The following is an 18,868-nucleotide window of genomic DNA, read 5'->3' as shown; positions in this document are numbered from 1 at the left end:
AGAGGGACTCAATTGAAAACCGTTTTATTAGTAGATGATGATCATGATTTTGCAGAGCTGGCCTGTCGCATTGTCGAATACTTAGGCCATGACGCGTGTTTAGCGAATGACTTAGCGTCGGCCAGACAATGGCTAGAAACACAAAGTTTTGATCATATCTTTCTTGATTTTATGCTGCCAGATGGCAGTGGTTTACATTTGGTTGATGAAATCAGAGCTGCAGGGATCCGTACACCAATAACTATGGTTACGGGACATCCATCAGTAAAATCAGCATTGTCGCAGCTTTGTCATGATGGGTTAAATTATCTCACTAAACCAGTTGATGCAGACGATTTTAGAAACGCATTAAGCCCTTCTAAGAACAAAGCCAAGCGAACCGAGAGTCAAGCACATTTTGGTGTGTTGCTGGGCGAGTCTGCCAAAATGAAACATCTATATAAGATGATAGAGCGCGTTGCGGGTACTGATGCTAATGTGATGTTGATGGGGGAAAGCGGTGTAGGTAAAGAAATGTTTGCCCGCGCAATTCACAATGCCAGCACAGTGACAGGGGACTTGGTTAACGTAAACTGTGGTGCAATTCCGAAAGACTTGATCGGTAGCGAACTATTCGGTCACGAAAAAGGCGCGTTTACGGGAGCAAATGCTCAAAAAGTTGGAGTATTTGAACAAGCAGAAAATGGCACTTTGTTTTTAGATGAATTAACCGAAATGCCAATAGAGCAACAGCCAAACTTGTTACGTGTACTTGAAACGCATACGGTGACACGGGTCGGTGGCACAAAGCCGATAAAAGTAAACTGTCGGGTAATATCAGCGACTAACCGTAGCGTTGAAGATATTGCTACCAATGATGTACTGCGAGAAGACATTTATTTCCGATTGGCGGTATTTCCAATCCATATTCCACCGCTGAGAGAGAGAAAAGAAGACATTCCATTGCTTGCCGAGCATTTTCTCCAAGGCTTGAATAAAAAAGGTAATAGCCAATATGTGATCAAGGCGGCGGATATGAGCCGTTTGGTTGAATATGACTGGCCTGGTAACGTGCGTGAACTCAAGCACACAATTCATCGTGCCTATATTATGGCAGATCACGATGACCATAGCTTAGTATTTGATGCGAACTTCGCTTCACCATTCGCACAGGCTAAACGTATGATGGAGCATGCGCAGCTTAATCGTACTCCAATTCCACCACAGGTGGGGACTTCAAGCAGAGCAAATGCGATTCAAGTACCAACGCCTGAAATGAAGCCTGGTAAAACGATTGAAGAAGTAGAAAGAGAATTGATCTATCAAACGTTAGAATCAGTAGAAGGTAATAAGACGCTGGCCGCGCGAATGCTTGGGATCAGTACAAAAACGCTCTACAACCGTTTAAACGCCTATGAGGGAGAAACACAGTCATAATTTCGGGAGGAACAATGACACAACATGATCAAGGTGAGCTCGCGAAGCTAGTACACGATGCACGCAAACCTTTGAATCAAATTTCAATGAACTCAGAGTTGATTAAGCTTATTGCTGAACAGCCTGGTTCTCAGCAACAGGTGATCGAGATAGCGAATACGATTATTAAGGCAACCAAAGAGTGCAGCGAGTTGTTACAAACGCTGGTGGAGCAAGGAAATGATGAGTGAACAATGAAACAAAGTCGAATTACTTTATGAATTTGAGTAGTAAGCTTAATTTTATTTGGTTTGCGGTGGTTGTGAGCGTTGGCCTTGTCGCGTCCAATGCCCTAATCGGTTTTAACAATGTTAAAGAATTAAACCAAGTTCAAGAGAGTATCCGTAACACCAGCGAAGTGATGATGTCATTGGACAGGCTGCATATTGCGATGCTAAATGCAGAGGCTGGACAACGAGCATTTTTAATCTCAAATAAAGAAAGCGATTTGGCACCTTTTAGAAAGGCGTTGCAAAACCTTGATGAAAGTCTATCTAGGGTTGATAGCAATCACTCTGAAAGTGAAGTACAGCAGCAAAAAATCAATCGTTATGTTGAAGGTGTAAAAGCGCGATTTAAAACTTTACAAAGTACGGTAATCGTTGCGCGTAACACCGATACAGGTAATGAAAACTTATTACTTGACCGAGCTGCGGACTCTGGTGGCGACCTACGGGAAGAGTTTACTCAAATCATGGCCGCAGAAGTGGATATTCGAACCATTCAGCTTAATCAGTTAAAACGCGTCCGCAAAGAAGCACAAATGAATATCGTTGTATTTACTTTGCTGAGCGCCGTGATGATTTTTGCCATTTTGGTACTTTTAGTTGTCAATCTACGCAGCGCAAAGAAAGCAAAGAATGAGTTAGAAAAAGCGAACGATCACCTGGAAGAAAAGGTACAAGCGCGTACCGAAGCGTTAGAACATTATGCTGAAGAGTTAAACCGTAGTAACCGTGAGCTAGAAGACTTTGCATTTGTTGCCTCTCACGACCTGCAAGAGCCGCTGAGAAAGATCCGTGCTTTTGGCGATCGCATCGAAAAGAATTATGGCGAACACCTTGATGATAAGGGCAGAGATTATCTGGCTCGAATGACGAGCGCCGCGCAACGGATGTCAACGCTTATCACTGACTTGCTTGAGTTATCCCGAGTTACCACCAGAGCAAAGCCTTTTGAAGATCAGGATCTTAATCAAGTTTTACAGTTTGTGTTGGATGATTTAGAAATAGCAGTTCATGACAGTAGAGCGAGCGTAAACTCGGACGTGTTACCGACAATAAAATGTGATGCCAGTCAAATACATCAGTTGTTTTTAAATCTACTTTCCAATGCAATTAAATTCAGAATAGAAGGGCGCGATCCGATTATTACAATCGCGGTTGAAAACAGTCAATTGATGAGTCAAGATGCCTATACCTTTGTAGTGGAAGATAATGGCGTTGGCTTTGACGTTGAATACGCTGAGAAAATATTCTCGCCTTTTCAACGACTGCATGACAGAAAAAAATATGCTGGTACTGGCATTGGTTTAACCGTGTGTAGACGCATTGTTGAGCGACACGGCGGAACGATTTCAGCGACCAGTGAAGATGGTAAAGGTGCTAAATTCACGATAACACTACTCGCTGAACCAACACCAATTATTCAGGAATTGAAGAATGAACTATAAGAAAACTCAGCCGATCCATATTTTGATGGCGGATGATGACGAAGATGATCGTTTATTGGCTCAAGATGCTCTAGAAGAGAGCCGAGTACTCAATGCGTTTCAGTTTGTTAAAGACGGGGTTGAGCTTTTGGAATACTTGAGAAATGAGGGCCAGTTTACTGATAAGCAACAGTACCCAAGACCTAACCTTATTTTACTTGACCTGAATATGCCAAGAATGGATGGTAGAGAAGCACTACAAGAAATCAAAAAAGACCCGATACTACGTTCTATTCCTGTGGTGATTTTAACGACCTCAAAGGAAGAAGAGGACAAATTGAGAGGGTATGACTCAGGCGCTGCATCTTATATTACTAAACCTGTTGATTTTGATGGCTTAGTCGATTTGATGAAACATTTAGGCAAGTACTGGATTGAAATAGTAGAGCTGCCAAACTAATCCTATCGCGCTTGTGCAAGCAAGCGCTACCTCACCCCAAGTCGTCCTATATCTGTATCAACATAACGTGGCGACCTAAACGAATTAGTATCACTTCATTTGTGGAGGACAGTATGACAAAGGAGTCGGTCAGTGAAGTCAATGTGCTACTCATTGAAGATGACGAAGACGATTATATTTTAACCTTAGATTATTTACAGTCTATTCCTAACTTTAAATTTAATCTCGTTTGGCAAAGCCAATACCATCAAGCGCTAGAAGCACTTGAGAGCAATGGCTTCGATCTCTGCTTATTGGATTATCAATTAGGCCCACAAACCGGTTTGAGCGTGTTAAAAGAAGCGCGAGCAAGACGGGTCCATACACCGATAATCATGCTGACGGGGCAATCAGACGAAGTGTTAGATAACGAAGCCCTAAAAGCTGGTGCTGAAGACTTTGTACTTAAGTCAGAGATCAGTAGCGCACGATTTATTCGTTCCATTCGCTACGCTTTGGCACGCAAAGAGCTTGAACGTGAGCGCCTAGAGCGATTGCGTGTAGAGTCTGATAGTCGAGCAAAAGACCGCTTTTTGGCCCATTTAAGCCATGAGTTGAGAACACCCTTAACTTCTATCTTAGGTTACACTAATCTCCTCCTATCTCGGGAAGAATTGCAGAATGTTAAGCCTGAGCTTTCTATTATCAATAATAATAGTGAGCACTTACTTAATCTGCTAAACGATGTGCTTGACCTATCCAAGCTAAATGAAAATCGGTTACAGCTCAATAAACAAAGCACGTGTTTGAGTAGCTTTTTAAGTGATTTGTATAGTTTGTTTAAAATGGCCGCAGCTAAGAAAGGCTTAAGTTTTAGTATCGAGGCTAAAACGCCATTGCCGCAGGATGTAAAAGTAGATAAGACGCGGTTGAAGCAGGTACTTATCAACATTATTTATAATGCGATTAAGTTCACAAGCTCCGGTTTTGTGAAGGTTGAGATAACACTACAAGCGGATGCAAAACTTGAATTCAAGGTGATTGACACGGGTATTGGTATTCCTTGCGAGAAGTTAAAACGTATATTTAAACCTTTTGAACAAGTACAAAATGTTACGACTCGTACAGACGAAGGTGCAGGTCTTGGTTTGGCTATTAGCTCGGCACTCATTAAATTGATGGGGGGGGAGCTGGCGGTTGAGTCGACTTTGGGAGAGGGGAGTGAATTTGGCTTTAGTATTGACCTTGATACTATCGATGAAATGACTCTGGCGCCATTAATGCTTGATAAGACCCACAACGCGGCTAATAACTCGCTTCCATCTGATTTGAAAGGGCATATCCTTATCGTTGAAGATATCAGTGAGATCCAAATGTTAATGCGTACCTTGATTGGTCAAACTGGCGCAACCGCTGAAATTGCGGGTGATGGTATTGAAGCGCTTGCGATGCTAAAGGATAACCCTGATAAGTATGACTTAGTCTTTATGGACTTGCATATGCCTAGAATGGATGGCCGAGACACGATTGTTGCACTCAGAGAGCGTGGTATTGACTTACCTGTTGTCGCACTGACAGCAGCAGCTCAAAAAGGCACAAAAGAGGAGTTAATGGCATTAGGCTTTAGCGATATGATGAGCAAACCTGTTAATGTCTCTGAGTTAGGAGAATATTTAACACACTACTTGAGCGGGGTGTTGGTAGCTTCTAGCAATGACGTAGAGCAAGCTAGCGGCACATTGCAGTTTTTAGTGGTAGAAGACGACGCAGATACACGCAATCTGCTTAAGCTGTTACTTAATTCACTGCAAGTGAATGTGGTTACGGCAGAGTGCGCGCAAACTTGTTGGCAGCATTTTGTTGGTTCTGAGCGCTTTGACACGATTTTACTGGATATAGGTCTGCCCGATAAGTCCGGGCTTACGCTTGCTCGAGAAATTAAAGCACAAGATCCTAATCAGCATATTGTGATTGCTAGTGGTTTTGATCCAGAGCCGGAAAAGTTGGCTGAGTCGCAAGTGGATGAAGTGTTATTAAAGCCAATTACACTTGTGGATTTGAAAGAAATTAAAGAAAAGCTAGTTTAGATAGAGAGCCAAAGAATAGCTCAAGGAGTTAAATGATACCTTGAGCTATTCTTTGTAAAAGTACGATTTTTCTTAGTGCGCCAAACTTGCCATATTTAGCGCTGAGTGCGCCAAACATAAACATGAAGCCCAACCCTTGAGGAGAGCTAATCGCGCCGGTGAATACCTTCTTGGCTTTCACTTGGGTAAGTTGATTAAAATGTTTAGCGGTAATGAGCTTTTTCTTCTCAATCACCACTTCTTGGTGCAACTTATCAGTGATGAATTCAGCGAGCTTCGTCATTGCTAGCCTCCTGCTTCGCAACTGGGGTATAAAACCCAGACGTCAGGTCGTTAATACTATTATTAAAGAGCTTCAGCCCTGTTATGATTAGGTAATAAATCATCGCGATATTGATAGTCAGTACGATACCCGCCGAAACAAACCAACTTAGTCCCGCGTAGGTTAACGCGTAAGCAAATAACACATGCAAGCTTCCCCACACCATTGCTGTCAAGATTAGAGAAAATAGAATTAACCCGAGCGCAATACATAAGGTTTTTAGATTAGCTCTAAACTTAGCACCTAATAGGTTTAGTTGTGCTTCTGCGATTTGCTGATAGCTGTTGAATAATAGAGACACAGAATCTTTAAGCTCAGCGAGCGCTGGAGTGCGCTCGTGAGCTGCTGCTTGACGGTCTCTTATTTGAGCTTGGTCTTGCATGATTACTTATTCCTTAACAGCATAGTTGCTAACATACCAAGTGAGAATGCGATACCAGCCGTTTTTACTGGGTTTTCCGTTGCATACTTTTTCACACCTGATGTATTCCACGCACGTTCCCACTCCTTGCGCTTGGCACCAATCGCTTCACTCGAATTATGGCTTTTTTCACGTAGTGAGGTTTCAGTACGAGATGCCGAAGCGTGCAGTGAATCTACTGATGCATGCAATGTATCTGCAATTTGATCCGTAACAGGATGGCTAGAGTCTTGGCCATTTGGCTGTGGTTTAGCTGTATTGCTTGTCTGTGTTTGGTTTGCTTGATTACTCATAAACTACTCCTTATTCGTTTAGTTCACTATATAGGTTGCAAACCCTTTGCCAACTTGAAAGCTGTTTAAATTCATAAGGTTAATGTTTTCCGGTATCGTTTGTCGGTAGATGCGAAATGAAGGGTGTAAATGTTACATAGCAGAACCTACAGGGTGTAGAGTTTGAAAAATTGACAGATTTCATTTCTTGCACTGAATGGCAACTATTACATCTAGAGGTTGTTTACCTTTAAATTCTGTTTCCTGAAAATAAGAAATAGCGAGAAAGTACTTACATTATTCAATATGGAGGCCGTACACTGAAAACAAAAAAAGCGCTACCAAGTGGTAGCGCCAAAACCAGACTCTTGTGGAAGAGCCAGGACTGAGTCAAAGGGGAAATAATTGGGAGGCTATAGAGCCAAAATTACTGCTTAAAACTGATATTCGATAGAGACGGCAGCTACGTCCATATCAGGGTCGATATTGTCTTCAAGTTCATAGCGAGTGTATTCTAACCGCATGTTAACGTTTTCATTGAGGTGAAACTCAACACCGGCACCATAGAGCCAGTCGCCACCCTCAAGGCTAGATGAAACTCGACCTACAGCTGGAATATCCGCGTAGATATCAGCATCCCACTCAAGCCAACCACCTTTAGCATACACTGAGAAATGTTCGTTTAGTGGAGCTGAAATACGTGTAGATAAAGAAATACCGTCTATTTCAGCAGAGTTGTCAATGTCACTTGCTTCGTCGAAGTTCTCATAGGCAAGTTCAAAACTCCAATATGGATTAATTTTTGTACCCACATACGCTTTTAGCATAGAAGAGTCGTCGTCGAATGAAGTGTCATTCTCACGATCTTCCCATTGGAAAGAGTATTGGCCATAACCGATACCTGTGTAAATTTTATAATCATCTAGTCCAAAATCAGACTCCGCGTGAGCGGCTGTGGATGCAAGACCTAGAGAGGCAAGTAGCGCAGCAGCAATTGTTAATTGTTTCATCTTTACTCCTTAAATCAATATAAGTATGGGAGGGGGAAAGCCCCCCTCAAATCAAAATTGGCTTATGATTTTGTGGTAACGCGAAGGTTATCTTTTACATCTCTAACGTCATTGGCGTTTTTCGCGATTTGCACAGCAAGTTTGCGCTCTGCTTCGCTACCTACATGACCGTTTAATGTTACGACTAAACCTTCCACATCAACATCGATGTCAGTACCATCTACATCTGTGTCGAACAGATAGCGAGACTTAATTACTGTTGCGATTTTTGCGTCAGTAAAACCGCTATCGCTTTCGTAATTGCGCTCTTTTTTGCGCTCATCTGACATATCTACGATAGTCAGGTCGTTTTTCACTTCTTTTACGCCATCGATACCTAGTACCAGTTCTTCAGCCAGCTTTTTATCTACTGAGTGTTCAACTTTACCGGTTAGCACTACAACGCCGTTCTTTACATCAGTGTTAATGTCAAAGTTGTTCAGTTCACCGTTGAAAAGCAGTGTTGCTTCTGCTTTACCGTCTATCCAAGCGTCACTCGCTTCTTTTTCCCAAGAGTTATCAGCAGCAAATGCTGAAGCAGTAGTAAGTGAAGATACTAGTACAGTTGCAATTAATGTCTTTTTCATAATTAAACTCCTTTAATTTCGTAGTCGAATTATCTGTTGCAGCTGTTGTGCCAACCTTTAACTTGTTGATAATTATGTGATTTATTTTTATAGAGTAAGTTTTAAGGAAGAATTTACCGAGAAGATGTGTAAATTAGTTTGTAATAATTACCTTTTCCATGAACGGCTAATTAATATAACTAGGAATGATTACTGCATTCTAGATTTGTCGAGTACTTAAATAGGAATATTTGATTATGAATTTAGAAAAATTCTGGACGTTAATTAATGATAAGTTAATCTCTTGGCTTGAATCCGGTGTGCAGTTACTACCGAATATGATCCTAGCCTTAATGATACTCATATTCTTCACTGTTTTGGCTAAAATATCTTCAATTTGGTTTTCAAAGGCAATTAAAAAAGCAATAAAGACAGAACAAGTGGCTTCACTTATTAGTTCCATATTTAAAGTCTCTATTATTGCCATTGGGATTTTCTTCGCTTTAGATATAGTAAAACTATCAGGTGCTGTAATGTCATTGTTGGCTGGGGCGGGGATCATTGGCCTTGCTATTGGCTTTGCATTCCAAGACATGACCGAGAACCTCATCGCTGGATTTGTGATGGGGGTCAGAAAACCTTTTATGGTCGGTGACATTATAAGAACCAAGGATTGCTTTGGCACGGTAAGCAAAATCAATTTGAGAAACACCTTAGTAGAAAACTTTTATGGCCAGCTGTCTTATATCCCCAACAAAATTCTCTTTAAGAATGAGTTACAAAACTACACTAAGCTTGGCAAGCGAAGAATAGAAGTACCAGTTGGTATCTCGTATGCGGACGACCCAGAGCAAGCCCGAGAGGTGATTGTTGAGGCAATTAACAAGCTTGATTTCGTAGTAAGCCAAAAAGAAACAGATGTCTATGCAGAGTCTTTTGGTGACAGCTCTATTAATCTATTAGTGTGGTTTTGGATAGATTACCCAGCAGATCCGGGCTTTATGGTGGTCAGGCACAAAGCAATTTGCACCATTAACCGTGTATTAGCTGATAACGATATCTTAATTCCTTTCCCAATTAGGACTATGGATTTCAATGCTAAAGGGAGCACAACCTTAAGTACGCAATTATCACAGGAATAATTTACATCTAGTTTGTAATATTTTCACCGGTCTGAAGGTGCTTAGATTAAAAATCCTTATATAATAAAGGTTTATGATTTGGCATTTAATCTGCATTAGTGAAAGGGACAGAAAATAATATTTGCAAAATGCACTTATTAAATATCGCAACGAAAGGAGTTATTTATGGCAGATTCAAATTACGACATGGGGCCGGTAAAAGAGCTCATCAAAGTATTAAATGGTGGTGTTGATTTTTACACTGAAGCTAAAAAGAAGCTAGATAATATCGAATTAAACCGCGTATTTGACCAAATGATTGTAGATAAAGCGCAAGCAATCTCGGATCTACAACCATTTGTTCTTATTGACGAAGGTGAAATTGAGACAGATTCAGCGCTTAGCATCGACATTCGTGAATCGTACACCAAGTTGGTTGGTATGGTGAGCACCGACAAAGAGCACACCTATATTTCTCAGCTAGAAGAAGTGGAAGACAAAGTGTTAAGCAAGCTTGATAAAGCATTAAGCAAAGATCTTCCACCTAAATGCAAGAGTGTATTACTGCAAATTCAAACCAGAATGCAAGCTTGTCACGATCAAATGAAGCAGTTGCAAGAGCTAACTGCCTAAGGAGAATGTTATGTTGAGTTGGGCTGTAATGTTTTTATTCCTAGCACTTGTCGCAGCCGTGCTAGGTTTCACTGGAATCGCTGGCGCTGCGGCAGGTATGGCGAAAATTCTATTCTTTGTGTTTATCGCCTTTATGATTATTTCGTTTATTTTTGGCAAAGCACGAGCTCCCAGGTAAAAGGGAATTAACGTACAAAAACGGTTTTAGGAGATAGATTATGAAATCAGCAATTACATTAGCAAAAGCATTTGGTTTTGTTTCAATTTTAGCACTTTTTGGTTGTAGCGAAGGTCCGGCGGAAGATGCTGGTGAGCGTTTCGATGAAACAGTTCAGGAAGTAGAAAATAGCGTGGAAGACGCGTGTGAAGATGTAAAAGAGAACATGAACGCTGAAAACGAAGAGTGTTAAGCGAAAGTGATTTCGACGTGGAATAAAAGAGGAGAAGCCGATAAAAGCTTCTCCTCTTTTTTTGTAATAGGTTTAAAAATCAAACCTATACAGTTAAGAGACACAGTTACGAAGTATGATGCATATCAATAATGCGCTGCTTAATTTGCAATTATTATTGTAATCTATGAACTTTGAGTAATACTTTATTTCTATGTTTACTCAATAAAAATCAGACTATGCTAAATAGGGTTTCAGTTAAAAGCAGATTGTTGTCGCTTTCGGGCATACCTGCTGTGTTTTTTATTCTCGCTACTATCTTTACAATTGGAACATTATCAAATCTTATCAATTACATTGACCGTATTTATGACGACAGAGTTGTACCGCTGAGGCAAATAAAAGTAGTGTCAGACAACTATGCGGTGGTTATTGTAGATACTTTTCACAAGTTACGAGGCCATCAACTATCCAACAGTGCCGCGTTAAAGCAAATCGAAGAAGCTAAAAATATCGCTGAAAAAGAATGGAATAGCTATTTGTCCACGGACCTTACGAGCGAAGAGCGAAGCTTAGTAAAGCAAGTTGAAAAAGCAGAGATAAGTGTCAAGCAACTGCTGTCTAATTATATTAACCGAGTTAACGCAAATACTTTTGAAGAAATTCCTTATGATAAATTTGTACGCGATCTCTATGCCGCCTTTGACCCCTTAAGTGAAAGCTACAATGCACTAATTGAGTTACAACTTGCAGAGGCAAGTGCACTAAGAGATGTTGGCCGCTCAGAAGCCAGTGCGACAAAAACGGCGATGATTATCTCTTCCGTTACTATTGTGATCGTAATGGTGATGATTGGTATGTTGATATTTAGGTCAATTAACGAACCACTCAGTCGTTTGCGTATGCGTATTGGTAACATTGCAAGAGATGCTGATTTAACCCAACGTGTAGTGGTTGAGGGGCAGGACGAGCTGAGTGAGATAGGAAACGACTTCAATACTATGGTGTCGAGCTTACATGAGTTAGTTACCAACCTAGTTACGATGGTGAATAGTCTGTCCTCAACATCCAACGAGCTAAATGGAATTAGTCAGTCAATTGCGGGCACTTCACAAGAACAAGAGCAGCAAACGGTAATGATCGCAACCGCAGCGACAGAAATGAGTAGTGCAATTCAGGAGGTTGCACATAATGCAATGAATACCGCAAACAAAGCAGAGATGTCGGGTCAGCTTGCAAAGCAGGGGATGGATGTTATTTCGCAAAATATTCAGGCCATCGAGCGTCTTGCCAGTGAGGTGGGAGATAACGCGCAGTTAATTAAAGCGTTGAACGACCAGTCGAATGAAATCAACCAAGTCGTGCTAATGATCCAAGGTGTGGCTGAACAAACAAATCTTTTGGCATTAAACGCTGCAATAGAAGCGGCGAGAGCTGGGGAATCAGGTCGAGGCTTCGCGGTTGTTGCTGATGAAGTTAGGCAATTGGCACACAACACGCAAAAAGCTACGGAATCGATCCGAGATATGATCAGTAAGTTACAGGGCATGGCACAAAATGCCGTGTCGTCAATGGAGAATGCACAGTCGAGTGCAGCTGCAGGAGTTGATAGGGCCAATGAGTCAGCTCAAATCATGACTGATATAGACAAGGCGGTGGATGAAATCGTCGGTATGAATATTCAGGTTTCAACGGCAACGGAAGAACAAACAACGGTGGTTGCGGAAATCAGCGAAAATATTAATGATTTCAGTAGCAGTATTTCTGAAATTACTCGAAGTGCGCAGAGTAATGCAGATGTGAGTAATGACTTAGAGGCGTTAGCTGAGCAGTTAAACGGTCAAGTGTCGGTATTTAAGGTTTAATGGCAACTCGACTTAGTACTTAATTTGGGAGGTTCGGCTCTTGGGATTGAAAACATAGTTACGTAAATTGGTGTGAGATAGAAAAGCGCGGGTTTCTAGTCAGAAGCCCGCGCTTTATTTATACCAGTTGTATTAAGTAAATGATCTATCTTGAAGCGGGGAAATAGCTTTAGTAGCAAGGCAAAAATTTTGCTATTTAGTTGTTCTAAATGAGAAATTTTTAACGAAGCTAATATGCTATTTCACCCTTCAAATTGATTAGAGAATTAATTCAATTGGTATTATAGGCATTTTTCTGTGGCGGCTAAGTTTTAAAGGCGTTGTAACCCTATCACGCCACAGCATTTGCATAGTGCTTTACGTTAAAACAGATATTCCATACTTAAATTGTATGCTCTAGGCTCGCTGTACTTTTTCGGCACGAAACCGTAAGTATCGTAATAGCTTTCATCTGTGAGATTACTGATATTCAGTTTAACACTCAGCTGGCTAGAGAATTGATATTTGACGTGTGCATTTAGTAAAAGCTGGCTATCTTGATCTGCGCGCACTGCGCCTCGACGACCACCTGTTGGAAGTCCAAGGTCAACACCTGGGACGTTTAAAATATCGACTTTTCTGTCTGTATCCCAAGTTGCATTTAGCCCTAATCGCCAAGCCCCATAAGTATACTTGGTGCTTGCATTGAGCGTTTGTCTTGGCGCATACAAGTTAATATCTTCGCCATGCTCATCGACAACATCAAAATCACTGTAACCAAGGTTTACTTGCCAATCATCTGTCAGCTTTGCTTCTAATTCAACTTCAAATCCATCGGCTTCAGCACCATCAACGGGTCGATATTTAGCAGGTCTTTGGTCTGCATATTCGGGAATAACAACACCGAAGTCCTCTTTTAAACTATCAAAGTAAGCGACGTTTAGACGTAGTTTGTCATCCCAAAGTGTGGTTTTGATGCCGACTTCTAAGTTCCGGGCGGTGATTGGTGCTAATTGATTTAAATTGGCATCCACTTTATCTAGTTGCGGCTCATAAGCATCGGTATAACTTGCATACGTGCTGATCTGGTCATTGAGATCGTAAACCAGTCCCAAGTATAAGCTCTCACCGGTTTCTTCACCTTTATCGCTTGAGAATCCGCTCCAAGCAAAGTCACGCTCATTGGTACGTTCATAATCAAAAAATTTGACACCAACAATGGCGTGAAGGGCATCCGTTAACGTTAACTTACTGCTGAGTGCAATACTCTGTTCTTTCGTCGTTTTGTCCCAATAGCCAATAAATTGCTTATCTGTCGCAGTTAAATGAGCGGCTGGGTGAAGGTTATTAATCGATTGGAGTGGATAAAATACTGTTCTCGCGTTTTCATCCAGTTCTTCGAAGCGATCGTCTGTGGACTCAAAATCGGCATTTAAATAGGTGATATTCACCTGATGTGCGCGGTCAAATAACTCAAACCGACCAACCAGTCCCAAAATAAAATTAGTCCCATCAACCGTTTCAACCCAGCGTCTGTCACCGCCTTGAAGGCCAAGACCTGTTTCTTTGTCTGGGTTACCACTAAAGTAGGTCAAGGTAATGTCAGCTTCTGTTTTACTGTATTGTGCGCCAAAGTTAAGTTCCCAATCTAAATTGATTTGGTGAGATAATTTTAAATGATAACTTTGGTGGGTATTGCCGTTGTGACTATCTGGCGATGATAAATTTGTTTTCTTGTCTATTTCGACGGAACTACCATCAGAGTAAAAAATGGGTAATCCCCAGGGTGATAGTTTCAGTTCATTGTCTTGGTAATGAACACTAAGCGAGGCTTCGGTATCTTCGGAGAAATAATGATGTAATTGGGTGTATGCGACGATCTTATTACTATTTTCTTTGTCGACAAAGCTATCTCTTTCCTCATAGGCAAGAATAACTCGTCCGGCCAATGCTTCATCTTTCGTTAGGGAGCCTGTTGCATCTATGTGTGTACGCACTTTATTCCAAGAGCCAATCTCAGCACCAACTTCAACAAATCCACTTCGGTCTGGTTGTTTTGTGATGACATTTAATGTTGCCGATGGTTGTCCTGCACCCGCCATTAACCCCGCAGCGCCCCGAAGAACCTCTACTCGGTCATAGACAATAGTGTCTAAGCGACTCTCTTGTGGTCCAGCAATTGAGGTCGGTAAGCCATCTTTAACCAATGCATTGACGAGATACCCACGAGAAGTAAACTCAGTATTATCACCCGCGCCAAATTTGTATCTTGAGATACCTGTTGCCTGTACCATGATGTCCTCAAGGTCATTCAGCTCGAAGTCTTTTATATAATCGTGGCTTAACACGGTAACAGACTGGGGGGTTTCTTTAATGGTAAGGTCAAGTCCTGTAGGACCCGAGTTACGCTTGATTGGCTGGCCAACAACACTGATCCGTTCAATATTGTCGCGCTCGGCTTTTGCTGCCGCATTTGGAGAAAAATAAAGGAGTGATAACATCAGAGCTAGTGCTGTAGATTGATGCGCTTTGGTTTGCATGGGTGTTTCCTTTCCTAAATTGTTTTTTCGTCACAAGAGATAAAGGTGAAAGTTCCTATGAAATGTAGGAGCTATTTTTCTGAGATTGAACCAAACTTTTGAATGGTTCTAACTGAAAACAGAAATTATTTTCAATTCTAAATGATAATTCTTTTTGTTACCATAAGAGGTAATGCAAAAAATGAATTATTGCAAAAATAATGGCTTACCCAAATCTCATAGTTGTTAGGATCTGATTGTTAGGTGGGATGTCAATTAGGTTGGATAGCGCTGTCACAGGGGCTTATCTATTTTTGAATATTAATACAAGGCAAGGAAGTGAAGTCGTTTTATGTCTTCGCTATTAGGTGGTCCATGACGGCAAAACAATGGTTCAATTGGCATAGTTTGAGTGGCGTGTGGTTTGGGGTGTTGCTGTTCATAATATGTTGGACTGGCGCGTTTGCGAGTATTGCCCACGAACTAGATTGGCTATTCAACGATCAGGTGAGGGCAGTAGACGGGCAATCAAAAATAAGCTTAGCAGCAGCTTACGAGATGGTACAAAAGGCGTATCCTGATGCCCAAATTGGGATAGCCTTTACAGGTCCTGATAGCTATTTTGCACATGACATCGTGATGCGAATGCCTGATAGTCCATGGCAACATGTTTATGTCGATCCATATTCAGGAACTATCTTAGGTGAAAGTAGTTTTTTTAATATTCAGCGCTTTTTTCGCGATTTCCATATGCATTTTTTTGGCGTGTTTGACAGCATCATTTCATACTATCTTGTGCTCATCTTTGCAGTTCCTTTATGTATCTCGACCGTGAGTGCGCATTATGTATATCGCGGCTGGTGGAAAAAGTTATTTGCATTTACGTTTAGCGGGGATGCACGTGCCAAGATGGCAGGTATGCATAAAATAAGTGGGGCGTGGGGCTTATGGCTTGCGGTTGTTATTTCGCTTACGAGTATTTGGTATCTATTTGAGTTTGTTCGAATGGATATGGTCGATGGTAAAACAGCTTTTACTGATGTTGGGGATTTTGCCGTTAATCCTTTGGCTGAACTGCCGAGACAGGATAAACCCCAATTGTCTGTTGTGGAATTATTCGCAATAGTAAAAGCGACGAGACCCGATCTTGAGGTGAAAGCTATTCGCTATTCTGGGGGGTATTTTTATGCTGAAGGACAATCGCAGGATTGGATAGTTCGGGATAGGGCAAACAAGATCTATGTCAACCCTTACACGGGGGAAGTTGTTTATAGCCAAACAGCATCGAGCCAAGGACTATATTGGCGATTATCCGACACCGCAGATCCTCTACATTTTGGCAATTTTGCGGGGATATGGGGGAAGATACTGTGGTTTATATTTGGGGTTGTGCTCTCATTTTTGGTTCTCAGTGGTACTTACATGTATATCAAGCGGCAGTTTAAATTGCGCCGCAAAGATGAGTACCGAGGTGTAATGGTATCACTAGCGTTGAGTTTCGGATTGGTCTTATGCATTTGTTTTTACGCCCATCGCACAATTGCGGGTTATGGTATGGCAGGAAAGTGGCCGGAATTGCCGCTTGCTTCGTTGACTTTTTTATTAGGCTGGGTGTCACTAACTTGCTTGATTATTCTGGTTTGGAGCGCCGCCCTGCTCAATTTACGTCATAAAAATAGCTCTTCTTCGCTCAGGTTGAATCGGTATTAATTGCAGCTGACCAAAAAAAACCTCGCAGCAGCGAGGTTTCTTCACTCATGAAACTGTGCTTACACAACACCACGAGGTAAGCGACAGTCGTGATCTTTTGCTGCTAGTTCAGCAATCCACTGTTCTTCCGCTTTGAAGCCATCTTCGTTTTCTGTAACGATAGTAAAGCTTGCTGATTTTACAGCTGCTGCCTTCGGCGCTTTCTTAGTCGTTTTCGCTTTTTTGGCAGGCGCCTGCGTTGTCTCACTTGCTACAGCTGACCCTGAAGTTAGCTCTTCTGTTAATTCAGCTACCTCAGCAAGACGCATGTTTTTGCCACCATCGATGCTATACCAACCTGGCTTTGCAGTGATTTCAGGCTTTTTGCCATGTGCAGCTTCGTACGCAGCTTCGAAAGCGCTTAGTACTTCAGTTTTATCTAGTTTACTCATCGTAGATCCTAGTCGTGTTGTACGCGGATACGCGGGTTAAGATTAAACTCTATTTATACCCATATTTGCGCAAATTTTCAATTTTTTACGTTTTTCAGCGCCAATTTATCGAACTTTAGCCTGGTTTTGATGCCTTTTTCGACGCTTAAAGTGCTTCAGGGTCGATAATGCGACGTATCGTGATCCACATACTACCAACTTGTTCATGCCAAATTCGAGTGACTATATCTAGCGCCTTATCATTTGCGATAAACTGCCGACTTAATGGGAGTGACTTAAAATTATAAAACTCTGTCGGGGCAGGGAATACTTCAACGCCTTGTGCTTCAAATAGGTTTTTTGCGCGTTTCATGTGCGAAGCTGACGTGACAAGTGCAACATCATAATCTACCAAAACGGGCGCGAGCATTTTCGCTTCGTCTGCGGTGTCTTTGGCATTGGGGTTTTGCTTGATACGGGTAGCGGAAATACCTAAGCTCTGTGCAGTTTTAGCCATGAGTCCTGCGCTTGTTGCGTTGCCATAGCCATAACCAGAAACATACAGCTGGGCTTTTGGGTAAATATTAGCAAGTCTAATGCCTTCAACTAGTCGAGCTAAACCGCAACTACCTAGTTGAGCATTACTGGGGAGGGAATCATCGGGGTATAAATTACAACCAAGCACAACAATTCTGTCTATGTTTTTGTGCCTGCTTGGATTGAATGCGGTGAGCGTGCCCTTATCCCACTCGATAATGTGTTGCGCGACATAAGGAGTGGATATGCTCCAAGTAGTTAGTAGGACCAACCAGACTGTGATATACGGCCCTTTGCGTGTTTTGGCGATAAAAAACATGAGCCCCATAAGTGCAACCAAAGATAACGGTAACGGCATCAGAAGTTGACCGATAACCTTTTTGACTTCAAACATTTAAACATGCCTTAGATTTAGATAAGCCTGACGCAATGCTAGCATGAGATGGGAGCTGTAGAAATGTATAACAATTAGGGCTCAAAAAGAGCCCAGTCAACTATCTTGCCGTGGTTTTACGGCAAGTATTGAGGAAATGGCGATAAACAGGGTTATCTTTCATGCTTTTCTTCATTGCTAAATACATTGGACGATTTAGCCCAAGAGCGCCTAGAGGAATCGATTTAATCAGCCCTTGGCTTTCATACGGTGTGACCAACCAGTCTGGTAAGGCCGCAACCCCCATACCCGCACTCACAAGTTGGAAGATTAATAAACCTTGATCGACGGTTTTTAGCGTACCATCAAAGCGTGCATTTTGAATAAAGTGCTTAAATATGTCCTGACGCTCGCGAGGAATAGGGTAAGAAATGATGGTTTCATCTTTTAGGTCGAGTGCTGTGACATAGGCCTTCTTGGCCAATTCGTGATCTGGTGCAACGATTAACTTTAATTTAAAGTCAAAAAGATGCGCGTATTCGAGCTGTTCTGGTTCTCGAATGTCCGAAGTAAGCACTAAGTCCAGCTCATCTTCAATAAGGTCAGGAATCGCATCATAGCTAAAGCCTCGTTCGTAATCGACTTTAATGTCAGGCCAAAAGGTATTGAATTCTTTAATCGTTGGCAGCAACCAGTGAAAACAAGCATGACATTCCACGCTTAATCTGAGTTGTGAGATGGGCTGGTTAAGGCTTTCCTTCAAACGACACTTTGTTGCTTCAACTTTAGGCAATACATCATTGGCGAGCTCTAATAGCAACATGCCTTGAGGGGTAAAGCGTACCGGTTGGGTCTTGCGCTCGAATAGTTGGCAGTCGAGTTTGTTCTCTAGATCTTTGATCTGATGAGATAAAGCGGATTGAGTCAGGAATAGCTCTCGTGCTGTATTCACAAGAGAACCAGTTTCTTTCAAGGTGGAGATAGTCTTTAGGTGCTTTATATCAATCATTATCAACAATTCTCATATTTGAAGTGAGCAAATCTCAGCATTACTCAATATTACGATTCTA

20 protein-coding genes are annotated in these 18,868 nt (G+C 41.7%); 11 read left to right on the top strand and 9 right to left on the bottom strand.

Annotated elements, in window-relative coordinates; all coding sequences use genetic code 11:
- Positions 1 to 12 precede the first annotated feature (12 nt).
- The 5 genes from ABMY45_RS02875 (at position 13) to ABMY45_RS02855 (ending at position 5,632) form a co-directional block, all read left to right on the top strand.
- Positions 13 to 1,416 (top strand): sigma-54 dependent transcriptional regulator, encoded by a 1,404-nt coding sequence (locus ABMY45_RS02875; RefSeq protein ID WP_029215868.1) that lies wholly within the window; start codon positions 13 to 15, stop codon positions 1,414 to 1,416.
- A 14-nt stretch (positions 1,417 to 1,430) separates the two neighbouring features.
- A complete protein-coding gene (locus tag ABMY45_RS02870; RefSeq protein WP_010606592.1) occupies positions 1,431 to 1,646 on the top strand; it encodes a histidine kinase in 216 nt (71 codons plus the stop codon).
- Positions 1,643 to 3,127 carry a sensor histidine kinase gene (locus ABMY45_RS02865; protein ID WP_206473358.1) on the top strand — a complete coding sequence of 495 codons (1,485 nt, stop codon included), beginning with the start codon at positions 1,643 to 1,645 and terminating at the stop codon, positions 3,125 to 3,127. Before ABMY45_RS02870 ends, ABMY45_RS02865 begins: the two co-directional genes overlap by 4 nt.
- Positions 3,117 to 3,566 (top strand): response regulator, encoded by a 450-nt coding sequence (locus tag ABMY45_RS02860; RefSeq protein ID WP_010606594.1) that lies wholly within the window; start codon positions 3,117 to 3,119, stop codon positions 3,564 to 3,566. Before ABMY45_RS02865 ends, ABMY45_RS02860 begins: the two co-directional genes overlap by 11 nt.
- Positions 3,567 to 3,679: 113 nt before the next feature.
- Positions 3,680 to 5,632 carry a response regulator gene (locus tag ABMY45_RS02855; RefSeq protein WP_349288357.1) on the top strand — a complete coding sequence of 651 codons (1,953 nt, stop codon included), beginning with the start codon at positions 3,680 to 3,682 and terminating at the stop codon, positions 5,630 to 5,632.
- Between the two features lie 28 nt (positions 5,633 to 5,660).
- Here ABMY45_RS02855 and ABMY45_RS02850 read toward each other — a convergent pair whose 3' ends face one another.
- The 5 genes from ABMY45_RS02850 to ABMY45_RS02830 form a co-directional block, all read right to left on the bottom strand.
- Positions 5,661 to 5,915: a hypothetical protein gene (locus ABMY45_RS02850; protein WP_045989359.1), complete on the bottom strand. Its 255-nt coding sequence runs from the start codon at positions 5,913 to 5,915 to the stop codon at positions 5,661 to 5,663.
- A complete protein-coding gene (locus tag ABMY45_RS02845) occupies positions 5,899 to 6,336 on the bottom strand; it encodes a hypothetical protein (protein WP_010606597.1) in 438 nt (145 codons plus the stop codon). Before ABMY45_RS02845 ends, ABMY45_RS02850 begins: the two co-directional genes overlap by 17 nt.
- Before the next feature lie 2 nt (positions 6,337 to 6,338).
- Positions 6,339 to 6,668 (bottom strand): hypothetical protein, encoded by a 330-nt coding sequence (locus ABMY45_RS02840; RefSeq protein WP_010606598.1) that lies wholly within the window; start codon positions 6,666 to 6,668, stop codon positions 6,339 to 6,341.
- A 413-nt stretch (positions 6,669 to 7,081) separates the two neighbouring features.
- Positions 7,082 to 7,657 carry an outer membrane beta-barrel protein gene (locus ABMY45_RS02835; protein ID WP_010606599.1) on the bottom strand — a complete coding sequence of 192 codons (576 nt, stop codon included), beginning with the start codon at positions 7,655 to 7,657 and terminating at the stop codon, positions 7,082 to 7,084.
- 62 nt (positions 7,658 to 7,719) lie between these two features.
- Positions 7,720 to 8,283, bottom strand: coding sequence for a BON domain-containing protein (locus ABMY45_RS02830; RefSeq protein WP_010606600.1), 564 nt, complete (start codon positions 8,281 to 8,283; stop codon positions 7,720 to 7,722).
- 236 nt (positions 8,284 to 8,519) lie between these two features.
- Here ABMY45_RS02830 and ABMY45_RS02825 point away from each other — a divergent pair, with 236 nt between their 5' ends.
- The 5 genes from ABMY45_RS02825 to ABMY45_RS02805 all read left to right on the top strand — a co-directional run bounded on the left by ABMY45_RS02825 (position 8,520) and on the right by ABMY45_RS02805 (position 12,270).
- The gene (locus ABMY45_RS02825) at positions 8,520 to 9,404 is read left to right on the top strand and encodes a mechanosensitive ion channel family protein (protein WP_010606601.1); all 885 of its coding nucleotides are present in this window, start codon (positions 8,520 to 8,522) and stop codon (positions 9,402 to 9,404) included.
- 165 nt (positions 9,405 to 9,569) lie between these two features.
- Positions 9,570 to 10,016 (top strand): PA2169 family four-helix-bundle protein, encoded by a 447-nt coding sequence (locus ABMY45_RS02820; protein ID WP_102057237.1) that lies wholly within the window; start codon positions 9,570 to 9,572, stop codon positions 10,014 to 10,016.
- Positions 10,017 to 10,026: 10 nt separating this feature from the next.
- Complete coding sequence (locus ABMY45_RS02815) at positions 10,027 to 10,194, top strand: DUF1328 domain-containing protein (protein ID WP_010378934.1); 168 nt, start codon at positions 10,027 to 10,029, stop codon at positions 10,192 to 10,194.
- Between the two features lie 40 nt (positions 10,195 to 10,234).
- The gene (locus tag ABMY45_RS02810) at positions 10,235 to 10,426 is read left to right on the top strand and encodes a hypothetical protein (protein WP_010606603.1); all 192 of its coding nucleotides are present in this window, start codon (positions 10,235 to 10,237) and stop codon (positions 10,424 to 10,426) included.
- A 218-nt stretch (positions 10,427 to 10,644) separates the two neighbouring features.
- Positions 10,645 to 12,270 (top strand): methyl-accepting chemotaxis protein, encoded by a 1,626-nt coding sequence (locus ABMY45_RS02805; RefSeq protein WP_174169963.1) that lies wholly within the window; start codon positions 10,645 to 10,647, stop codon positions 12,268 to 12,270.
- A 362-nt stretch (positions 12,271 to 12,632) separates the two neighbouring features.
- Here ABMY45_RS02805 and ABMY45_RS02800 read toward each other — a convergent pair whose 3' ends face one another.
- Complete coding sequence (locus ABMY45_RS02800; RefSeq protein ID WP_349288356.1) at positions 12,633 to 14,789, bottom strand: TonB-dependent siderophore receptor; 2,157 nt, start codon at positions 14,787 to 14,789, stop codon at positions 12,633 to 12,635.
- 354 nt (positions 14,790 to 15,143) lie between these two features.
- Between ABMY45_RS02800 and ABMY45_RS02795 the strand changes: the two genes are divergently transcribed.
- Positions 15,144 to 16,478, top strand: coding sequence for a PepSY-associated TM helix domain-containing protein (locus ABMY45_RS02795; protein WP_349288355.1), 1,335 nt, complete (start codon positions 15,144 to 15,146; stop codon positions 16,476 to 16,478).
- A 59-nt stretch (positions 16,479 to 16,537) separates the two neighbouring features.
- On the opposite strand, the gene ABMY45_RS02790 is transcribed toward ABMY45_RS02795, so the two are convergent.
- From ABMY45_RS02790 to ABMY45_RS02780, 3 genes are all read right to left on the bottom strand, one after another.
- Positions 16,538 to 16,909, bottom strand: coding sequence for a hypothetical protein (locus ABMY45_RS02790; RefSeq protein ID WP_010606607.1), 372 nt, complete (start codon positions 16,907 to 16,909; stop codon positions 16,538 to 16,540).
- Positions 16,910 to 17,054: 145 nt separating this feature from the next.
- A complete protein-coding gene (locus ABMY45_RS02785) occupies positions 17,055 to 17,819 on the bottom strand; it encodes an ElyC/SanA/YdcF family protein (RefSeq protein ID WP_239422490.1) in 765 nt (254 codons plus the stop codon).
- Positions 17,820 to 17,919: 100 nt separating this feature from the next.
- Entirely contained in the window at positions 17,920 to 18,807 is an 888-nt protein-coding gene (locus ABMY45_RS02780) for a LysR substrate-binding domain-containing protein (RefSeq protein ID WP_010606609.1), read from the bottom strand.
- Between the last annotated feature and the right edge of the window lie 61 nt (positions 18,808 to 18,868).

This window comes from Pseudoalteromonas sp. XMcav11-Q (assembly GCF_040104525.1).
Classification (GTDB): domain Bacteria; phylum Pseudomonadota; class Gammaproteobacteria; order Enterobacterales; family Alteromonadaceae; genus Pseudoalteromonas.
Note: the sequence above shows the minus strand (reverse complement) of the source record. Positions and strands in the feature narration are given on the sequence as shown.